Annotated in this window: 20 protein-coding genes and 3 pseudogenes; 7 read left to right on the top strand and 16 right to left on the bottom strand. The window is 70.5% G+C overall.

The window, feature by feature from the left end; all coding sequences use genetic code 11:
• Window positions 1-158 precede the first annotated feature (158 nt).
• Together J7E96_RS01595 and J7E96_RS01590 are read left to right on the top strand one after the other, a co-directional pair.
• Window positions 159-1,130, top strand: coding sequence for a carboxymuconolactone decarboxylase family protein (locus J7E96_RS01595; protein WP_215126595.1), 972 nt, complete (start codon window positions 159-161; stop codon window positions 1,128-1,130).
• A complete protein-coding gene (locus J7E96_RS01590) occupies window positions 1,127-1,930 on the top strand; it encodes a class I SAM-dependent methyltransferase (RefSeq protein WP_308295793.1) in 804 nt (267 codons plus the stop codon). The genes J7E96_RS01595 and J7E96_RS01590 overlap by 4 nt, the downstream gene beginning before the upstream one ends.
• A gap of 182 nt (window positions 1,931-2,112) precedes the next feature.
• Here J7E96_RS01590 and J7E96_RS01585 read toward each other — a convergent pair whose 3' ends face one another.
• From J7E96_RS01585 to J7E96_RS01550, 8 genes are all read right to left on the bottom strand, one after another.
• Complete coding sequence (locus tag J7E96_RS01585) at window positions 2,113-3,660, bottom strand: NCS1 family nucleobase:cation symporter-1 (protein ID WP_215126593.1); 1,548 nt, start codon at window positions 3,658-3,660, stop codon at window positions 2,113-2,115.
• 26 nt (window positions 3,661-3,686) lie between these two features.
• Complete coding sequence (locus tag J7E96_RS01580; RefSeq protein ID WP_215126591.1) at window positions 3,687-4,688, bottom strand: TIGR03842 family LLM class F420-dependent oxidoreductase; 1,002 nt, start codon at window positions 4,686-4,688, stop codon at window positions 3,687-3,689.
• Between the two features lie 11 nt (window positions 4,689-4,699).
• The gene (gene hydA / locus J7E96_RS01575; RefSeq protein ID WP_215126797.1) at window positions 4,700-6,103 is read right to left on the bottom strand and encodes a dihydropyrimidinase; all 1,404 of its coding nucleotides are present in this window, start codon (window positions 6,101-6,103) and stop codon (window positions 4,700-4,702) included.
• A gap of 82 nt (window positions 6,104-6,185) precedes the next feature.
• Complete coding sequence (locus J7E96_RS01570) at window positions 6,186-7,439, bottom strand: aspartate aminotransferase family protein (protein ID WP_251069270.1); 1,254 nt, start codon at window positions 7,437-7,439, stop codon at window positions 6,186-6,188.
• A gap of 41 nt (window positions 7,440-7,480) precedes the next feature.
• The gene (locus J7E96_RS01565; RefSeq protein WP_215126590.1) at window positions 7,481-8,323 is read right to left on the bottom strand and encodes a nitrilase-related carbon-nitrogen hydrolase; all 843 of its coding nucleotides are present in this window, start codon (window positions 8,321-8,323) and stop codon (window positions 7,481-7,483) included.
• Between the two features lie 186 nt (window positions 8,324-8,509).
• A complete protein-coding gene (locus J7E96_RS01560) occupies window positions 8,510-9,853 on the bottom strand; it encodes a hypothetical protein (protein ID WP_215126588.1) in 1,344 nt (447 codons plus the stop codon).
• A gap of 132 nt (window positions 9,854-9,985) precedes the next feature.
• Complete coding sequence (locus tag J7E96_RS01555) at window positions 9,986-10,381, bottom strand: PPOX class F420-dependent oxidoreductase (protein ID WP_215126586.1); 396 nt, start codon at window positions 10,379-10,381, stop codon at window positions 9,986-9,988.
• Window positions 10,382-10,484: 103 nt separating this feature from the next.
• The gene (locus tag J7E96_RS01550; protein WP_215126584.1) at window positions 10,485-10,736 is read right to left on the bottom strand and encodes a helix-turn-helix domain-containing protein; all 252 of its coding nucleotides are present in this window, start codon (window positions 10,734-10,736) and stop codon (window positions 10,485-10,487) included.
• Window positions 10,737-10,777: 41 nt separating this feature from the next.
• Here J7E96_RS01550 and map point away from each other — a divergent pair, with 41 nt between their 5' ends.
• Window positions 10,778-11,545 (top strand): type I methionyl aminopeptidase, encoded by a 768-nt coding sequence (gene map, locus J7E96_RS01545; protein WP_215126582.1) that lies wholly within the window; start codon window positions 10,778-10,780, stop codon window positions 11,543-11,545.
• A 134-nt stretch (window positions 11,546-11,679) separates the two neighbouring features.
• On the opposite strand, the gene ggt is transcribed toward map, so the two are convergent.
• Window positions 11,680-13,518, bottom strand: coding sequence for a gamma-glutamyltransferase (gene ggt, locus J7E96_RS01540; RefSeq protein WP_215126580.1), 1,839 nt, complete (start codon window positions 13,516-13,518; stop codon window positions 11,680-11,682).
• A 104-nt stretch (window positions 13,519-13,622) separates the two neighbouring features.
• Between ggt and J7E96_RS01535 the strand changes: the two genes are divergently transcribed.
• Entirely contained in the window at window positions 13,623-14,366 is a 744-nt protein-coding gene (locus J7E96_RS01535) for a hypothetical protein (RefSeq protein ID WP_215126578.1), read from the top strand.
• Between the two features lie 24 nt (window positions 14,367-14,390).
• Here the strand turns inward: J7E96_RS01535 and J7E96_RS01530 are convergent, their stop codons facing one another.
• On the bottom strand, window positions 14,391-15,623 hold the full coding sequence (locus tag J7E96_RS01530; protein WP_215126577.1) for a cytochrome P450: 1,233 nt from the start codon (window positions 15,621-15,623) through the stop codon (window positions 14,391-14,393).
• Window positions 15,620-16,384: an alpha/beta fold hydrolase gene (locus tag J7E96_RS01525; RefSeq protein ID WP_215126575.1), complete on the bottom strand. Its 765-nt coding sequence runs from the start codon at window positions 16,382-16,384 to the stop codon at window positions 15,620-15,622. The genes J7E96_RS01530 and J7E96_RS01525 overlap by 4 nt, the downstream gene beginning before the upstream one ends.
• 304 nt (window positions 16,385-16,688) lie before the next feature.
• Here J7E96_RS01525 and J7E96_RS01520 point away from each other — a divergent pair, with 304 nt between their 5' ends.
• From J7E96_RS01520 to J7E96_RS01510, 3 genes and pseudogenes are all read left to right on the top strand, one after another.
• Window positions 16,689-17,648, top strand: coding sequence for an Ig-like domain-containing protein (locus tag J7E96_RS01520; protein WP_215126793.1), 960 nt, complete (start codon window positions 16,689-16,691; stop codon window positions 17,646-17,648).
• A 79-nt stretch (window positions 17,649-17,727) separates the two neighbouring features.
• A pseudogene (locus tag J7E96_RS38665) lies at window positions 17,728-17,976 on the top strand (DUF3995 domain-containing protein); the annotation flags it as partial.
• 65 nt (window positions 17,977-18,041) lie between these two features.
• Window positions 18,042-19,637 (top strand): alpha/beta fold hydrolase, encoded by a 1,596-nt coding sequence (locus tag J7E96_RS01510; protein ID WP_215126789.1) that lies wholly within the window; start codon window positions 18,042-18,044, stop codon window positions 19,635-19,637.
• A gap of 47 nt (window positions 19,638-19,684) precedes the next feature.
• On the opposite strand, the pseudogene J7E96_RS01505 reads toward J7E96_RS01510, so the two are convergent.
• The 5 genes and pseudogenes from J7E96_RS01505 to J7E96_RS01485 form a co-directional block, all read right to left on the bottom strand.
• A pseudogene (locus J7E96_RS01505) lies at window positions 19,685-20,039 on the bottom strand (amino acid ABC transporter permease); the annotation flags it as partial.
• Window positions 20,014-20,223: pseudogene (locus J7E96_RS01500) on the bottom strand (ATP-binding cassette domain-containing protein); the annotation flags it as partial. The pseudogenes J7E96_RS01505 and J7E96_RS01500, both read right to left, overlap by 26 nt.
• Before the next feature lie 125 nt (window positions 20,224-20,348).
• Entirely contained in the window at window positions 20,349-20,819 is a 471-nt protein-coding gene (locus tag J7E96_RS01495) for a DUF6278 family protein (RefSeq protein WP_215126573.1), read from the bottom strand.
• 88 nt (window positions 20,820-20,907) lie between these two features.
• Window positions 20,908-21,687, bottom strand: a complete 780-nt coding sequence (locus J7E96_RS01490) for an exodeoxyribonuclease III (RefSeq protein WP_215126571.1) — start codon at window positions 21,685-21,687, stop codon at window positions 20,908-20,910.
• Window positions 21,688-21,717: 30 nt separating this feature from the next.
• Entirely contained in the window at window positions 21,718-22,350 is a 633-nt protein-coding gene (locus J7E96_RS01485; protein WP_215126570.1) for an MBL fold metallo-hydrolase, read from the bottom strand.
• Between the last annotated feature and the right edge of the window lie 19 nt (window positions 22,351-22,369).

Here is a 22,369-nt window from a genome sequence, read left to right as displayed (position 1 = left end):
CCTAGACGCCGCTTCCGTCCCGCACGTCCTCCCCGCAGAGGAGGTTGGGGCTACTTCCGGGGAAGTAGCCCGGCGGCGAGGCCGCATGCGGGGCGCAGTCGGCAATGCCTCCCGGCGTACGACGACGGGGACCCGGCCGGCGGGCGAGCATCGTCCCCATGACCGGACCTTTCCGCTTCACCTCACCCGCAGCGCCCGACTCCGCGACCGGAGTTGCCGCTGACGTCTACGCCCAGCTGGTCACCGATTTCGGTGTCCCCGGCGCATCGACCTTCGCCGTACTGTCCCCCTCCACCCCGCTGATGACCGGATTCTGGGCGCTGTTGCGCGAGTCCCTGCTGGCGGGGCAGGCGTCCCGTACGGACAAGGAGCTCGTGGCCACAGGAGTCTCGCTGGCCAACAACTGCCACTTCTGCATCAACGCGCACACCCTTCTGCTGTACGCGGGTGGCGACCACGCCCTCGCGGAGACGATCGGGCGCGGCGACACACCGGCCGATCCGGCGCACGCCCGGCTGCTTCAGTGGGGGAAGGCGATCGGCGCGGACGCGGAGCCGCCGCCGTTCCCGCCGGAGCAGGCCCCCGAGTACATCGGCACCGCCCTCACCTTCCACTTCATCAACCGGATCGCGTCCGCGCTGCTCTCCGACAACTCCCTGCCGAGCCACGAGCACAAGCTCCGCTTCCTCGGCACCACGGCCGGCCGACACCTCGCCGACACCATCAAGCGCGAGCTGCGCCCCGGCGACAGCCTGCCCCTGCTGGAGATGTCCGGGCCGGAGCCGGCCTGGGCCGCGCCCGGCTCGCCCATCGCGGTGGCGTACGGCGCGCTGCGCGAGGCGGCGCTGATGGGAGCGGGGCTGCTGACCGAGGACGACCAGGCGTACGTACGAAAGACGGTGTCCGACTGGGACGGCGTCACCCCTGTGCCGGTGACCGGTGACTGGCTGCCCGGCCGGGACGACCGCCCCGGCGCGCGGCTCGCCCTGCTGGCCGCGCTCGCCCCGAACGACATCACGGGGGACGACGTCACCGCGTGGCGGACGCCGCAGCACTCCGACCACTGTCTGGTGCATCTGGTGGCGTACGGCGCGATCATCGCCGTCGAGCGCGTCGAGGAGACCCTGTGAACACCGTCGCCCAAGCGTGGGACGGGCCGGTCGGCGCGCACTGGGCCGAGCACCAGGACCGCTACGACGCCATGGTGTCCGGCTTCAACGACGCCCTCTTCGCAGCCGCCGCGATCGGCGAGCACGATCGCGTCCTGGACATCGGCTGCGGCAGCGGCCAGACCACCCGGCTCGCCGCGCGCCTCGCCGCGCACGGCAGCGTCGTGGGCGTGGACATCTCGCGGCCGCTGATCGAGCGGGCGCGCGCCTCGACCGGCCATGCGCGGATCGTGTACGAACTGGGGGACGCCCAGAGTCATCCGTTCCCCCCGGCGGCCTACGACGTGGCGATCAGCCGGGGCGGGGTGATGTTCTTCGAGGACCACGCGGCGGCCTTCACCCACATCGGCCGCGCGTTGCGCCCCGGCGGGCGGCTCGCCTTCATCTGCCCGCAGCCGCCCGAACCGGACGGCGAGGAGGCCCGGACCCTGGGCTTGCTCGGCTCCCTGACCGGGCAACCGGAGCACAGCCAGGCCGAGTTGCGGCGGGCGATGGGCTCGCTGTCCGAGCCCGCTCGCGTCCATGAGGTCCTGGGGGAGGCGGGCTTCGGGAAGGTGACGGTGGCGCCGGTGGTGGGGTCGACGGTGTGGGGGCGGGACGCGGCCGACGCGGTGGACTTCCTGGTGAGCCGGGCGGGTACGGGGGGCTCGGTGTCCCCCCGTACCCGGGCCGCGATGGAGGACGCGCTCCGGCCTTACGAGACGGGGCGGGGGGTAGTGATGCGGGCCGGGGTGTGGGTGGTCGCCGCGGTACGCCCGTAGGGGTGCCTGCGGCGCTTTTCCCCACCCCGCCCCTTCCCGAACTGGGGCTCCGCCCCAGACCCCGCTCCTCAAACGCCGGAGGGGCTGGATTTTCCAGCCCGTCCGGCGTTTGAGGACACGCCCGAAGGGCGTCTGTGTTGACTGGGTAGGGGACAGCGCCGCAGGCAACCCGCACCGCCCGGCTACCCGGCGGGAACCGCCGGTTGCGGCGGGCGCGCCGTCGCCATCAGCGCCACGTACACCACCAGCGCCCCCACCAGCCCCACCGCCCAGCCATAATCGGCGAGCGGCTTGAGGAAGGGGATCACGCCGTCCTCCGGGAACGGGCCCTTCCCCGGAGCGGAGTGCGAGCCGCCCACAGCCAGAACGCCGCCCGTGGCGAACGCCGCAAGGGCCCGCCAGTTCCAGCCGTTCGCGTACCAGTAGCGGCCGCCGGGGCGGTAGAGATCGGCCAGGTCCAGGACAGTGCGGCGAATGATCCAGTAATCGGCGATCAGGATCCCCGCGACCGTACCCAGCAGCCCGCCCACCAGCCCGAGCCAGGTGAAGATGTACAGCTCGGGGGTGGCCGTGAGCTTCCACGGCATGATGACGACCCCCACGACACCCGTAATGAGCGCGCCCGTACGGAAGTTGATGAACTTCGGGGCAAGGTTGGCCAGGTCGTACGCCGGTGACACGACATTCGCCGCGATGTTGACCGAGATCGTCGCGATCAGCACGGTCACCAGCGCGAACAGCAGACCGAAGACGTTGTCCGTCTTGGCGGCCAGTGCCACCGGGTCCCAGATCGCCGCCCCGTAGACCGCCTGCGAGCCGGACGTGACGAAGACCGAGAGGAGGGCGAAGAGTGTCATCGTGGTCGGCAGGCCCAGCGACTGGCCCCAGATCTGCGCCCGTTGACCCGCGCCGAACCGCGTGAAGTCGGGGATGTTCAACGAAAGAGTGGACCAGAACGCGATCATTCCCATCAGCGACGGGAAGAAGACCTTCCAGAAGTCCTCGCCCCAGCCCAGCGACGACGGCTGGTCGAGCAATGGGCCCAGCCCGCCCGCCTTCCAGGTGATCCACCCGAGCAGGACCAGCGCGCCGACGATCACGAAGGGCGCCGCCCAGTTCTCGAAGCGCCGCAGGGCCTCCATCCCCCGGTAGATGATGGCGAGTTCGAGCACCCAGAAGAGGACGAAGCACAGCCACAGCGTCCACGGATGCCCGGCGATCCGGGACGCCTCCGCCCAGCCGCCGAAGATCTTTCCGAGCAGCACGAAGATTCCGGATCCGCCGATCCAGGTCTGGATGCCGAACCAGGCGCACGCGACCCCGGCCCGGATCAGTGCGGGCAGGTTGGCTCCGCGCAGGCCGAAGGAGGCGCGTGCGAGGACCGGGAAGGGGATGCCGTACTTCGGGCCCGCGTGGCCGGTCAGCAGCATCGGGAAGAGCACGATGACGTTGGCCAGGGCGATCGTGAAGACGGCCTGCTTCCAGTCCATGCCGAGCGTGACAAGTCCCGAAGCGAGCAGCCAGGAGGGGATGTTGTGGGCCATGCCGACCCACAGGGCCGCGAAGTTGTACGTCGTCCAGCGCCTGCGCTCCACCGGTACGGGGAGCAGGTCGTCGTTGACGAAGCGGCTGTCGGAGCCGGCCGCGCCGGGCGCGAGCTCGACGCGGCCCTCCGGGTCGGCTGCGGGGGATATCGGGGGTGGGGGATCGCTGGGGACAGTTGCGGTCATGGCGTCGGGACCCTTCCCTGGGTGGATCAGGAATTCAGTGCGGGGATGATCTCGGCGCCGTACGCGTCGATCGTCTCCTCACGCGCGTCGTGCATGGCGTAGACCGCGAACTGGTCGACGCCGAGACCGCGCAGCACCTTCAGCTTCTCGATGTGCGCCTCGGGCGGCCCCAGCAGGCAGAAGCGGTCGACGATCTCGTCGGGCACGAAGGCCGTGTCCGGGTTCCCGGCCCGCCCGTGGTGGCTGTAGTCGTAGCCCTGCCGCTGTTTGATGTACGCCGTCAGGGCCTCCGGCACCAGGCCGGAGTGTTCGCCGTACCGCTCGACAAGATCGGCGACGTGGTTGCCGACCATGCCGCCGAACCACCGGCACTGGTCCCGCGCGTGGGTGAGGTTGTCGCCGACGTACGCCGGGGCCGCGACGCAGATGGTGATGGACGCGGGGTCCCGTCCCGCGTCCGACGCTGCGGTGCGTACCGCCTTGATCATCCACTCCGTCAGGAACGGGTCCGCGAGCTGGAGGATGAAGCCGTCCGCCTTCTGCCCGGCCAGTTGCAGCGCTTTGGGCCCGTACGCCGCCATCCACACCGGCAGCTTGCCGTCCCGCACCCACGGCAGCCGCAGCCGCTGCCCGCCGACGTCCGCCTCCCGCCCCTCCGCGAGGTCGCGGATGACTCCGATCGCCTCGCCGAGCCGGGCCAGGGTGTTGGGTTTGCGGCCCGCGACGCGCATCGCGGAGTCGCCGCGGCCGATACCGCACACGGTTCGGTTGCCGTACATCTCATTCAGAGTGGCGAAGGTGGACGCGGTGACTTCCCAGGTGCGGGTGCCGGGGTTGGTCACCATCGGTCCGACGATCAGCCGCTCGGTGTGTTCGAGGATGCGGCTGTAGATGACGAAGGGTTCCTGCCACAGCACGGCGGAGTCGAAGGTCCAGCCGTAGCGGAAGCCGTTGCGCTCCGCGCGCCGCATCAGGCCGACGACCGCCGATGCGGGCGGGTCGGTCTGCAGGACGAGTCCGAAGTCCATGGGTGGACCTCCTAGTTCAGGTTCTGACACGTGGATCGGGGCGTGTAGAGGCCGTGTCCCGCCCGGCCGGTGAACTCACGGTTGTCGATGACGAGTTCGCCGCGCGAGAGCACCGTCTCCACCTGCCCGGTGACCCGCTTTCCTTCGTAGGCCGAGTAGTCGACGTTCATGTGGTGGGTGTCCGCCGAGATGGTCTGCTCGGCGTGCGGGTCGTAGATGACGAGGTCGGCGTCGGCGCCCGGCGCGATCGTCCCCTTCTTCGGGTAGAGGCCGAACATGCGGGCCGGGGACGCGCAGGCGATCTCGATCCAGCGGCGGCGCGAGATGTGCCCGTCGACGACGGCCTGGTGGAGGAGGTCCATGCGGTTCTCCACGCCGGGCAGCCCGTTGGGGATTTTCGAGAAGTCGCCCCGGCCCAGCTCTTTTTGCCCCGTGAAGCAGAAGGGGCAGTGGTCCGTCGAGACGACCTGGAGGTCGTTGGTCCGCAGGCCCCGCCAGAGCGCGGCCTGGTGCTCGCGCGGCCGCAGCGGCGTACTGCACACGTACTTCGCGCCCTCGAAGTCCGGCTCCGCGAGGTTGTCGGTGGACAGGAAGAGGTACTGGGGGCAGGTCTCGCCGAAGACGTTGAGCCCCTTGTCGCGGGCCGCGGCGATCTCCGCGACGGCCTCCTCCGCCGATACGTGCACGACGTACAGCGGGGCGTCCGCGACGCGTGCGAGCTGGATCGCGCGGTGGGTCGCCTCGGCTTCGAGGAGGACCTTGCGTACCTCTCCGTGGTAGCGCGGATCGGTGCGGCCGTCGGCCAGCGCCTGCTCGACGAGGACGTCGATGGCGATGCCGTTCTCGGCGTGCATCATGATCAGCCCGCCGTTGGCCGCCGACCGCTGCATCGCGCGCAGGATCTGCCCGTCGTCGCTGTAGAAGACGCCGGGGTACGCCATGAACAGCTTGAAGGAGGTGATCCCCTCCCCCACCAGCAGGTCCATCTCCTTGAGCGAGTGCTCGTTGACGTCGGAGAGGATCATGTGGAAGGCGTAGTCGATCGCGCATTTGCCGTCGGCCTTCGCGTACCAGGCGTCGAGCCCTTCCCGTACAGCGTGGCCGACGCTCTGCACGGCGAAGTCGATGATGGTCGTCGTGCCGCCCCAGGCGGCCGCCCGCGTCCCCGTCTCGAAGGTGTCGGAGGCGAAGGTGCCGCCGAAGGGCAGTTCCATGTGGGTGTGCGCGTCGACGCCGCCCGGGATGACGTACTTCCCGGTGGCGTCGATCGTACGGTCGGCGGTCCAGGCGCCGGCCGCGCTGCTGCCGTGCGTGGCGAGGGCGGCGATGCGCCCCTCCTCGATGAGGACGTCGGCGTGGATTTCGTCGGAGGCCGTGATGACGAGCCCTCCACGGACAACAGTACGGTTCACGATTCCTGCCCCTTTCCGAGAGCTTCCGAGAGGTCATTTCCGTGACGGGCTCGGAGCCGCCCCCTGCGGGAGGCGGCTCCGCGGCTCACTGCGCGTTCCTCAGCGCCTTCTCGAGGATGCGCGCTCCCTCCTCCGCCTCCGTGACGTTCAGCGTCAGGGGCGGTGCGATGCGCAGCACGGCGGTGTTGTGGCCGCCGCCCTTGCCGATCAGCAGGCCGCCCTCGCGCGCGGCTTCGAGTACGGCCGCCGCCGTCTGAGGTGCGGCCTCGTCGGTGCCGGGCTTGACCAGCTCGATGCCCGCCATCAGGCCCCGGCCCCGGACTTCGCGTACACACGGCACACCGGCGGTGATGGCGCGCAGCCGTTCCAGGAGCAGGCCGCCGACGCGGCGGGCGTTGTCCTGGAGGTGGTGATCCAGGAGGTAGTTCAGGTTGGCCAGGCCTGCCGCCATCGTGATGGGGCTGCCGCCGAACGTCGAGATGGAGTTGGCGTCGAGGCAGTTCATGACCTCGGCGCGGGCGACGACGCCGCCGATGGACATCCCGTTGCCGATGCCCTTGGCGAAGGTGAGGATGTCCGGCGGGCCGTTCTGGGCGTGGGCCTGCCAGCCCCAGAAGTGCTCGCCCGTACGCCCCCATCCGGTCTGTACCTCGTCGGTGATCCACAGGATGCCGTGCCGGTCGAGGACTTCGCGGAACGCGGCGTACAGCCCGTCGGGCGGGGAAGTGAACCCGCCCACTCCCTGCACGGGTTCGGCGATGAGCGCGGCGACCTGACCGCCCGTCTGGCCGAGGAGGTCTTCGAGGTCGGCGACGCACGCCTCGATGAACTGGGCGTCGGACAGGTGCGCGTAGGGGCCGCGGCTGCGGACGCCCCCGTGGACGTACAGCGTCTGGAGGGGCGACAGGCTGGTCGGGGACCAGTTGCGGTTGCCGGTGATGGACACGGCGGAGAAGGACCGGCCGTGGTAGCTGTTGCGCATCGCGAGGATCTGGTTGGAGCGGCGGTACGTCGTGGCGAGGAGCAGAGCCGTGTCGTTGGCCTCGGTGCCGGAGGTGGTGAAGAAGACCCGCGCCTCGGGGATGCCGGAGAGGGTGGCGACGCGCTCGGCGAGCTCGACCATGGGGCGGTTGAGGTAGAGCGTCGAGGAGTGGATCAGGCGGCCGGCCTGCTCGCTGACGGCCTTGGCGACCTCGGGGAGGGCGTGGGCGGTCATGGTGGTGAGGATGCCGCCGAAGAAGTCGAGGTAGCGCTTGCCGTCGGCGTCGTATACGTACCGGCCCTCGCCGTGGGTGATCTCGATCGGCTGCCGGTAGTAGAGGGAGAGCCAGTCGGGCATGACGGACTGGTGGCGGCCGAGCAGGTTGTTCACGTGGTGGGTCACGGGTTCACCAGTCCTTCGTACGCGTCGGGGCGGCGGTCCCGGTAGAACGCCCACTGCTGACGCACTTCCTCGATGACGTCGAAGTCCAGGTCCCGGACGACGAGTTCCTCTTCCTTGTCGCTCGCCGTCTCGCCGACGAACTTGCCGCGCGGGTCGACGAAGTAGCTGGTGCCGTAGAAGTCGTTGTCGCCGTACTCCTCCTGCCCGACCCGGTTGATGGCGGCGACGTAGTACTCGTTGGCGACGGCGGCCGCGGGCTGCTCCAGCTGCCAGAGGTGGGCGGACAGGCCGCGGTGGGTGGCGGACGGGTTGTACACGATCTGGGCGCCGTTGAGGCCGAGTTGGCGCCACCCTTCGGGGAAGTGCCGGTCGTAACAGATGTAGACGCCGACCTTCCCCACGGCCGTGTCGAAGACGGGCCAGCCCAGGTTTCCCGGCTTGAAGTAGAACTTCTCCCAGAAGCCCTTGACCTGGGGGATGTGGTGCTTGCGGTACTTGCCCAGGTAGCTGCCGTCGGCGTCGATCACTGCGGCGGTGTTGTAGTAGAAGCCGGACTGCTCGCGCTCGAAGACGGGGACGACGATGACCATGCCGGTCTCGCGGGCGAGGTCCCGCATACGGCGGACGGTCGGCCCGTCGGGGACGGACTCGGCCCACCGGTAGTGCTCGGCGTCCTGCACCTGGCAGAAGTACGGGGCGTTGAAGACCTCCTGGAACCCTATGATCTTCGCGCCTTGGCGGGCCGCCTCGCGGGCGTGCTCCTCATGCTTGGCGATCATGGATTCGGTGTCGCCTGTCCAGGTCGCCTGGACGAGTGCGGCGCGTACGACGTTGGCCATGACTTGTCTCCTTCAACGGGACGTCAGAGACCTTCTACGCCCGTAGATTCGGGACGTAGAGGGATGAACGTAAGCCCCGGCGGGGAGTGGGGCAAGACCATCGTCGTCAACCCGCAGAGTCGATCACGTTTCACACCCGAGGGGGTGACACGGGGGCGTCGCGATGTTCACGCGCCCCTGCCGCCGTTACGGCGCGGCGCCGGCCACGCGCAGGGCGTGGACCACGTCCCGGTACCGGCTCTGCGACACCTGCCGCGCGGCGTCGAGCAGCAGGGCGGACAGGCGGCGCGGGTCGGTGCGCGCGACCTGGGCGACGTCCTCGGGCGTACGTACGCGTACGAACGCGTCGACCAGCGCCCGCACTTCGTGGTCGTGGCCGCTCTCGTCGTCCAGGGCGAGCAGCGCGGCCGCGATCTCGGGGGCGGGGCGCGCGACGCCCTGCCTCAGGAGCTGCCGGCCGTCCTCGCCCAGCCCCGCGCGGTCGAGCGCCGCGGCGACGGCGGCGACCCGGTCGGGCGGCAGTGAGGCCGCCTCCCAGAGGAGGGTGGGCCAGTCGGCGCCGAGCCCGGCGCTGTGCAGGGCCCGGGCGAGCACGGGCAGCCGCGCGGCGGGCCACCCGGCGGCCTCGCAGAGCAGCACGTGCGCCTCGCCGGTACGCCCCTGGGCACGCAGCTGGACGAGCACGGCGACGGTGTCGGTGACGGCGCGGATGTCCTGGGCGACGGCGGCGGAATCCGCTGCGGCGGGCCGAGGCGCCGCCTCCTGCTCCACCCCGGCGTACCGGGCGCCGCGGGGGGCGGCGGCCTGAACGGGAGGCGCGGGCATGGCGGCTGCGCCGAACACACCACTGCCGTCGTCGTCGAGCCCGGCGTAACGGGCCCCACGGGGGCGGCGCTTGGGCTCCCGTCCGCGCGGACGCCCTCCGGGCGTGTCCTCAAACGCCGGACGGGCTGAATTTGCCGGCGGCTCCGCGCGGAACCACGAGTCCGGGGCCGGGGGGCGCCCCTGCGACGGCCGGGGCAGCGCGTCCAGGGCAGACAGGCGCGCGCTCAGCTCCGCGCAGCGGGCCGTGGCCCGATCGTGGTCGTCTCGCGCCCAGGCCAGCTCGACGTCGAGCCCCTGCCAGTCGGAGCCGCCCGCCGAGGCCGCCCGCAGCCGCGCCGTCAGCTCCCGCTCGCGTTCGGCGGCGTACGCCTCCTCGCGCCGCATCGCCTCCAGCCGCTCCACCAGCGACTCGCGCCCGCCCTCCCGTCGGTCGCGCGCGGCGGCCGCGGCCTCGTGCAGGGCCCGCGCGCGTACGGTCTCACGCTCCGCGGCGGGCGCGCCGTGCCCGGCGGCCAGGTCCTGGAGCAGGGCCTCCAGTACGTCCCAGGGCGGGAGTTCGGTGCCTTCGAGGCAGGCCCGCATGCCGTCGGGGTCACGCTGCCAGAAGACGCCGCACCAGCCGGTGCCCGTGTCGACGAGCGCCGTCAGTTCGCGCAGGTAACGCGCGAACGCCTCGGCCTCCTCCGGGAGTTGACTCACCGCCATAGCCGCCCCGCCTCTGCCCAGCTGTCACCGACGCCGTGGAACCATCCGGTCCGCAGGCATTCGACCGCAGTTGTGTTACGGCACGGCTACGGGGAGCTTTCGTCGAAGTGGCAGACTGCTCATACGTTGCGATCAGAGAGTGATGGCGATACCCACGTGCGGCCGCTTGCCGAGCCGGACGATCGTGGCGGGCACGTCGGTGAACCAGAACTGCCAGGTGTACTTGCGCGCGAGGAGCCGGCGCGCCTTGCGCAGGCCGTCCGTGTCCAGCAGCCGCGCGGTGCCCTCGGCGGACGGCGCGCCGTCCGTGACGCGTCCGCGCACGTCGCACGCCGTCACGACGACGCGCTTGTCGTTGCGCAGGCGCTTGACCTTCCAGGAATCGGCCTTGGTCCATACGTACAGTTCGGTGCCGTCGGAGGCAGCCCACACCGGTGTGGCGACCCCCGTGCCGTTCTTGCGGAAGGTGGTCAGGCTGACGTACGGGCTACGGCCGAGCACGGCGAGCGAATCCTGGTCGGAAGTCATGCCTCCGAGACTACGACCAGCCGGCGGCTCCGGACTGACCGGACTGGCCGCCCGCAGTCGCCACGAAGCCGAGCCCGACGGGCGGCGCGCCGGGGCGTGCGGGTCACGCGGGCACCAGGGCGCAGCGTGCTGCCACCTCGTCCATGGACAGGCCCAGTACGCCCGCCAGTGCCGCCACGGTGAAGAAGGCGGGGGTCGGGGCGCGGCCCGTCTCGATTTTGCGGAGGGTTTCGGCGGAGAGGCCGGCGTGGGCCGCGACGTCCACCATGGTGCGGTCGCCGCGCGCCTGGCGAAGCAACTGGCCGAGCCGTTCGCCGCGTTCGCGCTCTTCGGGGGTGAGGGGGGTACGTACCATGCCGTCATTCTAATACCGCTCGGACCGGTATAGTAATTGGCATGGTTGAGATCAAGACGGATGTGTCAGTGGACGCGATGCGCGAGGCGGGACGGGTGGTCGCCCAGGCGCTGACCGCTGTCCAGGAGGCGGCCGGCGTCGGCGTCAGTCTGCGGGAGCTGGACGAGGCGGCGCGAGCGGTCCTGCGGGACGCCGGGGCGTCCTCGCCCTTCCTGGACTACCACCCGGACTGGGCGCCCGTTCCCTTCCCCGCCGTCATCTGCACCTCCGTCAACGACGCGATCGTGCACGGCATCCCGACCGGTTACCGCCTGCGCGACGGCGACCTCGTCAGCATCGACTGCGGCGCGACGCTCGACGGCTGGGTCGGCGACTCGGCCGTCACCTTCAGCGTCGGCACGGCCCGCCCCGAGGACGTACGCCTGGCCGATACCGCCCGCGCGGCGCTGGACGCGGGCATCGCGGCCGCCGTCCCCGGCAACCGCATCGGCGACATCGCCCACGCGATCGGCCGCGTCTGCCGGTCGGCGGGGTACGGCATCCCGCAGGGCTTCGGCGGCCACGGCGTGGGCCGCACGATGCACGAGGGCCCGGAGGTGCCGAACGAGGGGCGGGCGGGGCGCGGGCTCGTGCTGCGGCACGGGATGGTGCTGGCGATTGAGCCGATGCTGATCGGTGGGGGGCGGGACGGGTTCTACCCGGCCCCGGACGGATGGACGCTGCGCACGTCCGACGGCAGCCGGGCCGCGCACGCGGAGCACACGGTGGCGATCACGGACACGGGGCCGCGGGTGCTGACACGGCTGTGAGGTGGGAGCGCTGGGCGGTGCGGGTGGGGGTGCGGTGCGGGTGCGGTGCCTGCGGCGCTTTCCCCTACCCGCCCCTTCCCGAAACTGGGGCGCTGTCCCAGACCCGGGGGCTCGGGACTTTCCCTCCGCAGGGGTTACCTCGTGCCGCCGGCCGGGGTCACCACCATCGCCGAGCCGCCGCCCCGCCGCTCCCTCTCCGCCGCCGCGAGCCACCGCCCGTCCGGCAGCCGCTGCACACCCGTCGCCGCACCGATCTCCGCGTTCCGCCGGAAGGCATGGCCAATGGCTTCGAGTTCGGCCCGCACCGGGCTGTTCCACAGACCCGGTTCGAGCTCCGTCGTCGCCGCGTTCCGCTGACTCGCCCGCGGCGCCGCGATCGCGTCGACCAGCGGCAGCCCCCGGTCCAGGTGCCCCGTCAGGGTCTGGAGCACCGTCGTGATGATGGTCGCGCCGCCCGGCGAACCGAGCGCGAGCAGCGGCCGCCCGTCCTCCAGGACGATCGTCGGGGACATGGACGAGCGCGGACGCTTGCCGGGCCCCGGCAGGTTCGGGTCGTGGACCGCCGGGCTGGCGGGGGCGAAGGAGAAGTCCGTCAGCTCGTTGTTGAGCAGGAAACCCCGCCCCGGCACCGTGATGCCGCTGCCGCCCGTCGACTCGATGGTCAGCGTGTACGCGACGACGTTGCCCCACTTGTCGGCGGCCGTCAGGTGCGTCGTGTTCTCGCCCTCGTACGTCGTCGGAGCAGCCGTCCCCCCGGCGCCGCACCCATCACCACCACCACCGCCCGGCTTTCGCGGGTCGCCCGGCGCCAGCGGGCTCTTCAGCACCGCGTCGTCCCGGATGAGGCACTCGCGCGAGTCCGCGAACCGCTGCGACAGCAGGCCCTTCACCGGTACGTCCTCGAAGGCCGGGTCACCGACCCACCGCCCACGGTCCGCGAACGCGATCCGGCTCGCCTCGATCAAGCGGTGCAGGTACTGCGCATCCGAGGCCGCATCGGGCGAAAGATCGGTGCGCTCAAGGATGTTGAGCGCCTCCCCCACCGTCGTACCGCCCGAAGACGACGGCGCCATGCCGTACACGTCGAGCCCCTGGTACGAGACCTTCGTCGGCGCCTGGTCCAGCACGCCGTACTTCCGCAGGTCCTTCGCCGTCAGATCTCCGGCCCGCACCACCCTGGTCGCCCCGGGGTCGACCGGAGGCTTGCGGACCGTACGGACGATGTCACGGGCGATGCCGCCCCGGTAGAGCTCCCCCACCCCCGCGCGGCCCAGCTTGTCGTACGTACGCGCCAGATCGGGGTTCTTGATCCTCGACCCCACCACCGGCAGCTTCCCGCCCGGCAGGAACAGCTTCGCCGTGTCGGGGAAGTCCCGGAACCGCGCCTCGTTCGCCGCCGTCTGCGAGCGGAACGTCGAGTCGACCGTAAATCCGTCGCGCGCGAGCTTCTCCGCCGGCTCCAGCAGCGCCCGCACCGGCTTGGTGCCCCACGCGCCGAGCACTCTGTCCCAGGTGGCCGGTGTGCCGGGCGTACCGACACCGAGCCCGCTCGTCATCGCCTCGGCGAACGGGATGGGCTTGCCGTCCTCCAGGAAGAGGGACTTGTCGGCGCTCAGCGGCGCGGTCTCACGGCCGTCGACCGTGCGCACGGTGCGGGACTTGGCGTCGTAGTAGACGAAGTAGCCGCCACCGCCGATGCCCGCCGAGTAGGGCTCGGTCACCCCGAGTGCGGCCGCCGTCGCGACCGCCGCGTCGACCGCGTTGCCTCCCCGCCTCAGGACCTCGATCCCGGCGGCCGAGGCGTCGGCGTCGACGCTCGCGACCGCTCCCCCGTATCCGGCGGCGACCGGTGTTTTGACGGGTGGTGGGGATGGTGCCGTCGCGGGAACGGCGGACGGGGCGGTGGCACTCACCGAGACCACCACCGCCGCAGCGGCCCAAAGCGACAGCACTCGTACGGTGGAGCGGCGCATGCGTACCTCCAGTCAACACGTGTCCGCGCAGCGTAACTTCACGACACCATGCCCGTCAGGACCCCGTCGAACACCGGTGCGCCGTGGCGCTAGCATGCCGCCCCATGACTGACGACGTACGCAACATCGTGCTCGGCGTGATCGCGGCCGGACTCAGCGCTTCACTCGGCTGGCTCACCCGTACGTACCTGTGGCGGCGCAAGCTGCGCCGCAAGCAGGCGTTCCTCGGGCTGCCCACGAACTCCGAGGCGCTGCTGGTGGTGAACCGCGAAGTGGGCGGCGACGGTGTGCACCGGTTCGACGTCTTCGCGCTCCTCGAACTCGCCGCCGTCATCAAGGACTGCGGGGCCCACGCGCGGATCCTCTCCCACGACGGCGCGCGGCAGGGCTTCGGCGAGCGCACGGAGTTCTGCGTCGGCGGCCCGGCGTCGAACCGTCGCATGGCCGCCCACCTGCACAGCCTGCTCCCGGGCGTCCGGGTCAACACCGACGTCGAGCCGGGACCCGACCGGGGCGGCTTCCAGATAGGCAGCGAGCGCTACCGCATAGAGCCCGGTGTCGCCGAATACGTCATGCTGGCGCGCCTGACAGCCGGTCAGGAAGGCAGACCGGTGTTCCTCTTCTGCGGGCAGCGCGCCATCACCAACCAGGCCGCGACCCGCTATCTCGCCCGCAACCACGAGAAGCTGGCCCGCAAACACGGCAACGGATCCTTCTGCCTCCTGCTGAAGGTCGTCAACTCGGACGCGTACGGCCCGGACGTGGTGGAAGTGATCGCCGACGTGACCCGCGCCGCCCAGACCCCGGTCCCGGCCGCCCCCCGCCCCTCCCACCGCGCGGTCGGATAGCCGGGGAGCGGGGCGGCTTCCCGGTCAGTTCACGAACCGCACGGGCAGAGCCTTGACGCCGTTGATGAAGTTGGAGACGAGGCGGCGCGGCGGGCCCGCGAGCTCCAGGGCGGGCAGCCGCAGCGCCTCCTCGTGCAGGACCCGCAGCTGGAGCCGGGCGAAGTGCGCGCCGAGGCAGATGTGCGGGCCGTCGCCGAAGGAGACGTGCGGGTTGGGTGACCGGGCCAGGTCGAGGCGGTGCGGAGTGTCGAAGACCCGCTCGTCGTAGTTGGCCGAGGCGTGGAATACGACGACCTTGTCGCCCGTACGCACCTGCTGACCGGCGAGTTCCGTGTCCCTGGCCGCGGTGCGGCGGAACGTCAGGACGGGTGGGTGCCAGCGCAGCAGCTCCTCGACGGCCGTGGACATCGGCACGTCACCGGCGCGCAGTCCGCGCTGCTGATCCGGGTGCTCGGCGAGCGCCAGGAAGCCGCCGGGGGCGGCGCTGCGTACCGTGTCGTTGCCCGCCACCGTCAGCAGGAAGAAGAACATCTCCAGCTCGGCGTCCAGCAGTTCCGAGTGCGCGAGCGAGGTCATGATGTCGTCGCCGGGACGGCCTCGCTTGTACGCCGCGAGCTCCTGCGCGTACGCGAACATCTCCTGGAGCATGGCCGGCGAGCGCGGATTGACCGGCTTCCCGTCGGACCCCAGGACGGGCGGCTCGTCGGGGTCCTGGTAGGCGATGACCCGCTCGGTCCACTTGAGCAGCAGGCCGCGGTCGCTCTCCGGTACGCCCAGCAGGTCGGCGAGGTTGAGCAGGGCGTAGTCGTCGGTGACGGCCGTGACGAGGTCGAAGACGGGCCCGGCGTCGTCCCTGGCCGCGCCCAGCAGCGCCCTGGCCCTCGCCCGCGCGGACCCCTCGAAGCGGTCGGTGCGCCCGGGGGTGAAGGCCCGGCTGACGAGCCGCCGCAGCCGGCCGTGTCCAGGTAAGTCCTGGTTGAGCATCATGCGGCGGATGAAGGGCAGGTCGGCCGGGTCGGGATCGCGGATCTGGGTGGCGCCCAGCGCGGAGGAGTAGGTCCGCGAGTCCTTGAGTACGCCGACGACGTCGCGGTGGCGCGTCACCGCCCAGAAGCCGGGTCCGGCCGGCCAGCCCAGCACCTCGTACTCCTCCTGCCGGGCCACCGGGTGCCGGTCGCGCAGCACCCGGAAGGCCTCGTGCGGCAGCCCGGCGCCGTACAGCCGGGGGTCGAACACATCAGGCACGTCGCCGCTCATGCGCGCAGGAAGTCCTCGACCGTACGGATCAGCTGGAGCGGCGTCTCGTCCATCGCGTAATGACCGGCGCCCGGCAGTTCGGTGAGCGCGGCGCGGGGGAACCAGTCCAGCCAGGTCCGGCGCATCAGCTCGGCGCTCAGCGCCGGGTCCAGGGCCCCGGTCACCGCGAGGGCGGGTACGTCGCAGCCCTTGACCTCGGCGTGGAAGTCGTCACCGGCCCAGGATTCGAACCAGGCGCCGAAGGCCTTGGGGGCGCTCTGCTCGACCGACTGGCGCACCATGCGGTCGAGCCAGGCGGCCGGGCGGTTCCCGCCGGTCGTGGAGTCGATGATGACGCGGCGGTTCGCGGGACGGTCGGCCGCTCCGGCGAAGAGCTCCCACTGCTCGGGCGGCATCGGCAGCCCGGTCGCGGGCACGGGCGATACGCCGACCAGGCGCCGCACCCGCTGCGGCGCGGCGGCCAGGACGCGCTGGACGACCGAGCCGCCCATCGAGTGCCCGACGAGCGAGAAGGAGTCCCAGCCGAGCCGGTCGGCGAGCGCGAGCACGTCCGCCGCGCCCTCGGCCGTCGTATACCGCCCCGGTGCGTCCTTGGCCTCGCCGTAGCCGCGCAGATCGACGACGGCGTAGCTGAAGGAGCGGGTGTCGAGATCCGGCAGGACGGCGGCGTAGGCGCTGCGGTCGGCGAGCCAGCCGTGCACGGCGATGACCCGGTGGGGTCCGTCACCGAGCAGCGTGCGCGGGAGTACCAAGGGGGCCACGGCGTCTCCGATCGGGAGCGTACGGCTGTGTCGGTCCTCACGTTGACTCAGGCACCGGGTCCCGACAAGACCGCGTACGCGGCCGTCAAGGCCACCTATCCTCCCCTTCTGGGGTATTTGTCACAGCGGATTTGGGCGAATTTACTGCCATTCATGCAACCACTCCCTGTTCAATCGGATCTTCGGGACGACAGACATCGCACCGGAGGTTTTCTCGTTGAGCCGCTCAAGCCGCACGCACAGCCACCCCCGCCACCACCCCCGCACCCGTAACCGCCGCCGCACCCTGCTGGCCGGCACCGCGATGCTCACCGTCGCGCTCACCGCCTGTTCCGCCGACGGGGCCGACAAGGCGGACGCGGCCGCTCTGTCCGAAAAGAACCCCGGGACCTCGGCGAACCTCCGCGGGGATCACCCCGAGGACGAGACCGACGGCAGCCCGAAGGCCACCGCCGCCCCGGCAGCCCGCGACAAGGTCAACAAGCTCAACCTGACCCCGGGCCACAGGGCCACGGTCGGCATCGGCCAGCCCCTGTCGGTTTCCTTCGACCACCCCGTCAAGAACAAGGCCGCTGTCGAGGAGCGCCTCAAGGTGTCGACCTCGAACGGCACCGAGGGCTCCTGGGGCTGGATGCGGGACTACTCCGGCAAGGAACGCGTGGACTGGCGCCCCAAGGAGTACTGGAAGCCGGGCACGAAGGTCTCCCTGAAGGCGGACCTCGACGGGGTCGACTCGGGCGCCGACGGTGGCTGGTTCGTACGCGACTACGCCACGACCTTCACCATCGGCGAGCAGCAGATCGTCAAGGTCGACCTCGACAAGCACCGCCTGAAGCTGATGCGTGACGGGAAGCTGGTCAAGGACGTGCCGATGTCGGCCGGCACGCCCGGCGGCGACAAGGCGTCGTGGCGCGGTACGGCCGTCCTGATGTCCAAGGAGGGCACGATCAACATGCGCTCCGAGACCGTGGGCCTCGGTGACGCCTACGACAAGATGGTCGACTCCTCGATGCGGCTGACCTGGTCCGGGATGTACGCGCACGCCGCGCCCTGGAACAAGGCGTACCTCGGCAAGGCCAACAAGAGCTCCGGCTGCGTCGGCATGAGCGACGAGGACGCCGAGTGGATCTACCGCCAGGTCCAGGTCGGCGACCCGTTCGAGATGACCGGCGACGACGCCAAGGGCACGGTCGCGCCCAACAACGGCTACGGCGAGTGGAACCTCTCCTGGGCCGACTGGCAGACGAAGAGCGCCCTGGGCTGACACGGGCTGACGCTTAGGGGCGTGTCCGACGGGGTCCCGTGACGGGTCTGCTCCAAGAGGTGGATCTCCATGCGCGGCGCCGGCACGGTGGCTGGGGTGGGGCGTCAGTGCCCTCCTACTGGTCCGGGGCATCGGTATCGAGGTGCTGCTGCTGACCGGCACAAGGCACCTGGCCACCTCGGTGAGCGGGGAGCAGCGAGCCTGGACGCCGGCCCTCTGGAACCCCTGGTTCATCGCCGGAGGACTGGCCTTCGGCCTCGCCACCCTTCAGGCCCCACACAATTGTTACCCCGACGTAACTTACCGGGGAGTTACCAACGGTAAGTGACGCAGGTTACCGTCGGGTCACTTTGCACTGACACGAGTGAGGAGTGACCCGTGAGACACCCCCACATGTCCCTGCGCGGCACTACGGCCGGCGCCGCCACCGCCGCCGTACTGCTCGCCGGGACCGCCGCTGGCGTGGCTCCCACAGCCCAGGCCACCACTGCCCCCGCCCAACAGCCCACGACCGCGGCCGACGCTCTCCCCGGCGTCCGGTTCGTCGACATCGCCGGCGACGGCGGGACCGTACTCAAAGCCAACGTCTTCACCCCGGCCGGCGCCGACGGCAGCCGCACGTACCCGGTGATCGTGCTGCCGACCAGCTGGGCCGTGCCGCAGATCGAGTACGTCGCCCAGGCCAAGAAGCTCGCCGACTCCGGCTATGTCGTGGTGAGTTACAACTCCCGCGGCTTCTGGCAGTCCGGCGGCAACATCGAGGTCGCCGGCCCGCCGGACATCGCCGACGCCTCCAAGGTCATCGACTGGGCGCTCGCCAACACCCCGGCCGACCCGGCGAAGGTCGGCATGGCGGGCGTCTCGTACGGCGCCGGAATCAGCCTCCTCGCCGCCGGACACGACAAGCGCATCAAGGCAGTTGTCGCACTGAGCGGCTGGGCCGACCTCATCGACTCCATCTACAGCGGTCGTACGCAGCACCAGCAGGCGGCAGCGCTGCTCAGCGGCGCCGGTTACCTCACCGGCCGCCCGAGCCCCGAACTCCAGCAGACGATGAAGGACTTCCTCGGCTCCAACTTGGCCAAGGAGCAGGAAATGATCGAGTGGGGGAAGAAGCGCTCCCCCGCCACCTACCTCGATCAGATCAACAAGAACGGCTCGGCGATCATGCTGGGCAACGCGTGGGGCGACACCATCTTCCCGCCCAACCAGTACGCCGACTTCTACGAAAAGCTCACCGGGCCCAAGCGCCTGGAATTCCGCCCCGGCGACCACGCCACCGCCGAGGCCACCGGCCTCCTCGGGCTGCCCAGCGACGTCTGGACGAACGCCCAGCGCTGGTTCGACCACCACCTCAACGGCGCCGCGAACGGCATCGACGGCGAGCAGCCGGTCCAGCTCAAATCCCGCTCCACCGGCGCGTACGAGGGCTACCCCGACTGGAAGTCGGTCGGCGCGAACCAGCGGAAGATCGCCATGGGCGGCGACAAAACCATCCACGCGAACGTCGACTCGGGTGCCAACGGCGGGGTCGTCCTGCTGTCCAACGCCCTCGACCAGTTCCTGAAGCTGCCGCCGGTGGCGTCCATACCGCTGCTGCCCCGTTCGTACGCCTCGGTCTGGCAGTCGGAGCGGTACGAAGAGACGCAGCGCGTGCGCGGCACCGCCAAGATCCACACGACCGTCTCCAGCACCAAGGAGAGCGGCACCCTCGTCGCATACCTCTACGACGTGGGCCCGCTCGGCCTCGGCAAGCTGGTCAGCAACGCGCCGTACACCTTCCACGGCAAGACACCCGGCCGGCCGTTCCCCGTAGACCTGGAGCTGTTCTCCACCGCCTACGACGTCCCGGCAGGCCACCGGCTGGCCCTGGTGGTCGACACCGTCGACCCGCTCTACATCGAACACAACCCGTCCGGCGCGCAGCTGACCTTCTCGTCGCCCGAGTCCGACCCGTCATACGTGTCGGTCCCACTGCGCGACAAGTGATCTCCGGCTGCTGCCGGGCAGGCACGTGCCCTCGTTCTACTGACGCACTAACGCACGCCCGGCAGCAGCCGGCCCACGTCGGCCGGACCCACATCCACGGCCTCGGTCCTGGGACTGCGCTTCTCCCGCTTGGCCACCCACTGGGCGAACCAGGAGAGCAGCATGCACATCCCGATGCAGATAGGCGAGATCACCATCACTACAGGGATGAACGGCAAATCGTAGTCGAGATTGGACGCGATGAGTTTTCCGGCATGGAGGAACTCCTCATGTACCGAGTGAGTACGCCGCCTCCCGCTGACCCCTTTCCACGGAGTTGACCCCCGTACGGAACACCTCGGCGAGCACCGTGCCGTTGCACAGCAGATACAGCAGCCAGCCGGCCGGCAAGAGATCGAAGGGTGCCCGACTCGACCGGCTCCAGCCGGTTCACCGCCCGGCAGAGCGTCGACTTGCCCGAGTCTGAAGGGCCGATGACCACCGCCACCTCCGCGGGGCCGACGGTGAGGCTGATGTTGTGAAGGACGTGCAACTTCCCGTAGTGCTTGTTGACGTCACGCAGCTCGATCAACGGATCGACGGCCATACGCAGCCCTACCCACTCTCAGCTGTGTCGAGGTCAGCGCAAACTATCCATCCCAATAAAGGACTTCACACACGACACGCTCAAATGGGGCATAAGGCGCACTAAAGAGTTCGGGCGGTCAGAGCTCAGAGCTCCGAGACCTCGGCGTACACCTGGGAGAGCTCGGGCGCGCCGTTGACGGCCCAGTCCAGACCGAACTCGACCACGTTGATCTCGCGGCCGGAGGACAGCCGGACCACCGGCTGTCCGCTCGGCCACAGGTGCCAGGCCGCCCCGGGGACCGTACGTACGATCACGGAGCCGAGGTAGAGGCCCGCGTCATTGCCCAGCCAGGGCAGTTCCTCGGGGTCGTCGCGCCAGCGCGGGGTCAGCTGGTCGAGGGCATCCAACGAAGCCGGGGAGTCGTCGAGTTCGAGGCCGGCATCCCCTGCCCGGACGCGCAACAGCTCGCACTCGGCGAGCAGTTCCGCCAGGCCTTCCGTCTCACTGTCTCCGCCGACGCCGACGCCGGCGTCGGCTCCGGGTCCCAACACCGCCGTACCACGCGCCAGGTCGCGGCGCTTGAGCCAGTTGTCGAGGAAAGGGATGTTCTTCATATCGCTCACCCTCGCATTCGTCCCGCCATGTTCACCACAGGCGCGCGGAGACCCGTACGCGCCCGCGTCCGCCCACATCCGCTCACCGTCAGACGTCGAGATCGACGACGACCGGTGCGTGGTCCGACGCGCCCTTGCCCTTGCGCTCCTCACGGTCGACATAGCTGTCCTTGACCGCTCCCGCGAAGGGGGCGTTGCCGTAGACCAGGTCGATGCGCATGCCCTTGTTCTTCGGGAAACCCAGCAGCCGGTAATCCCAGTAGGTATAAGGACGGTCGTACTTGAGCGGGCGCGGCACCACGTCCGAGAGCCCGGTGTCGCGCAGCGCGGCGAGCGCCGCCCGCTCGGCCGGGGTGACGTGGGTGGAGTCCACGAAGAGCGCGGGGTCCCAGACGTCCTCGTCGGTCGGGGCGATGTTGAAGTCGCCGAGGACGGCGAAGGGCCGCTCCCTCGCGGCGTCCTCGGCCACGGCCTCGCGAAGCGCCTCCAGCCAGCGCAGCTTGTACCCGTAGTGGTCGTGGCCGACCTCGCGGCCGTTCGGCACGTACACCGACCAGACGCGGACCGGGCCGCAGGTCGCGGAGATCGCCCGCGGCTCCTGCACGCCCTCGTAGTCCGGCCCGCCGGGCAGGCCCACGACGACGTCCTCCAGGCCCACCTTGGAGATCACGGCCACGCCGTTCCACCGGCCCGTGGCGTTGACCGCGCATTCGTAGCCGAGGTCGCGCAGCTGCGCGGCCGGGAAGTCCTCGGTGGTCGTCTTGGCCTCCTGCAGGCACAGCACATCGGTGCCGGTGCTCTCCAGCCAGGCCAGCAGCCGGGGCAGCCGGGCGGTGATCGAGTTGACGTTCCAGGTGGCGATACGCATGTACGACAGCTTATCCGCGAGGTCTGACACTCAGAGTTCGGTGGAGTCCCCCGGCGTCAGCCGGCTGTGGTCCGCGCCGCCCAGCCCGCCGATCTGGCGGTCGTAGATGGGCCGGGCGAGGTCGGTGAGCAGCGCGTCGTGGATGTCGATGGCGCGCCGCGGCTTCACCTCGCGTACGTACTCGATCACCTCGGAGATCTTCGACCACGGCGCCATCACCGGGAGCATCAGCGTCTCGACCGGCTGCTCGGGCACGGTGAGCGCGTCGCCGGGATGGAACACCGAACCGTCCACCAGATACCCGACGTTGGTGATCCGCGGGATGTCCGGGTGGATGACGGCGTGCAGCTCGCCGTGGACCTGCACGTCGAAGCCGGCGGCGGAGAAGGTGTCGCCGTGGCCGACGGTGTGCACGCGGCCGGGGAAAGCCGCCGAGAGCTGGTCCGCGACGCTGCGCAGGGTCCAGATCTCGGCGCCCGGGTTCGCTTCCAGGCCGGCCCGCAGCCGGTCCTCGGCAAAGTGGTCGGGGTGCTCGTGCGTCACCAGGATGACGTCGGCGCCGACCGCCGCGTCCTCTTCACTGAAGTCGCCCGGATCGATGACGAGGGTCTGCCCGTCCTTCTCCAGCCGGATGCAGGCATGGGACTTCTTGGTCAGTTTCATACGGACATCCTCCTTCCCG

This window comes from Streptomyces sp. ISL-96 (assembly GCF_018614035.1).
GTDB lineage: Bacteria > Actinomycetota > Actinomycetes > Streptomycetales > Streptomycetaceae > Streptomyces.
The sequence above is the reverse complement of the archived record's forward strand: the minus strand, read 5'-3'. Positions and strand labels throughout refer to the sequence as shown.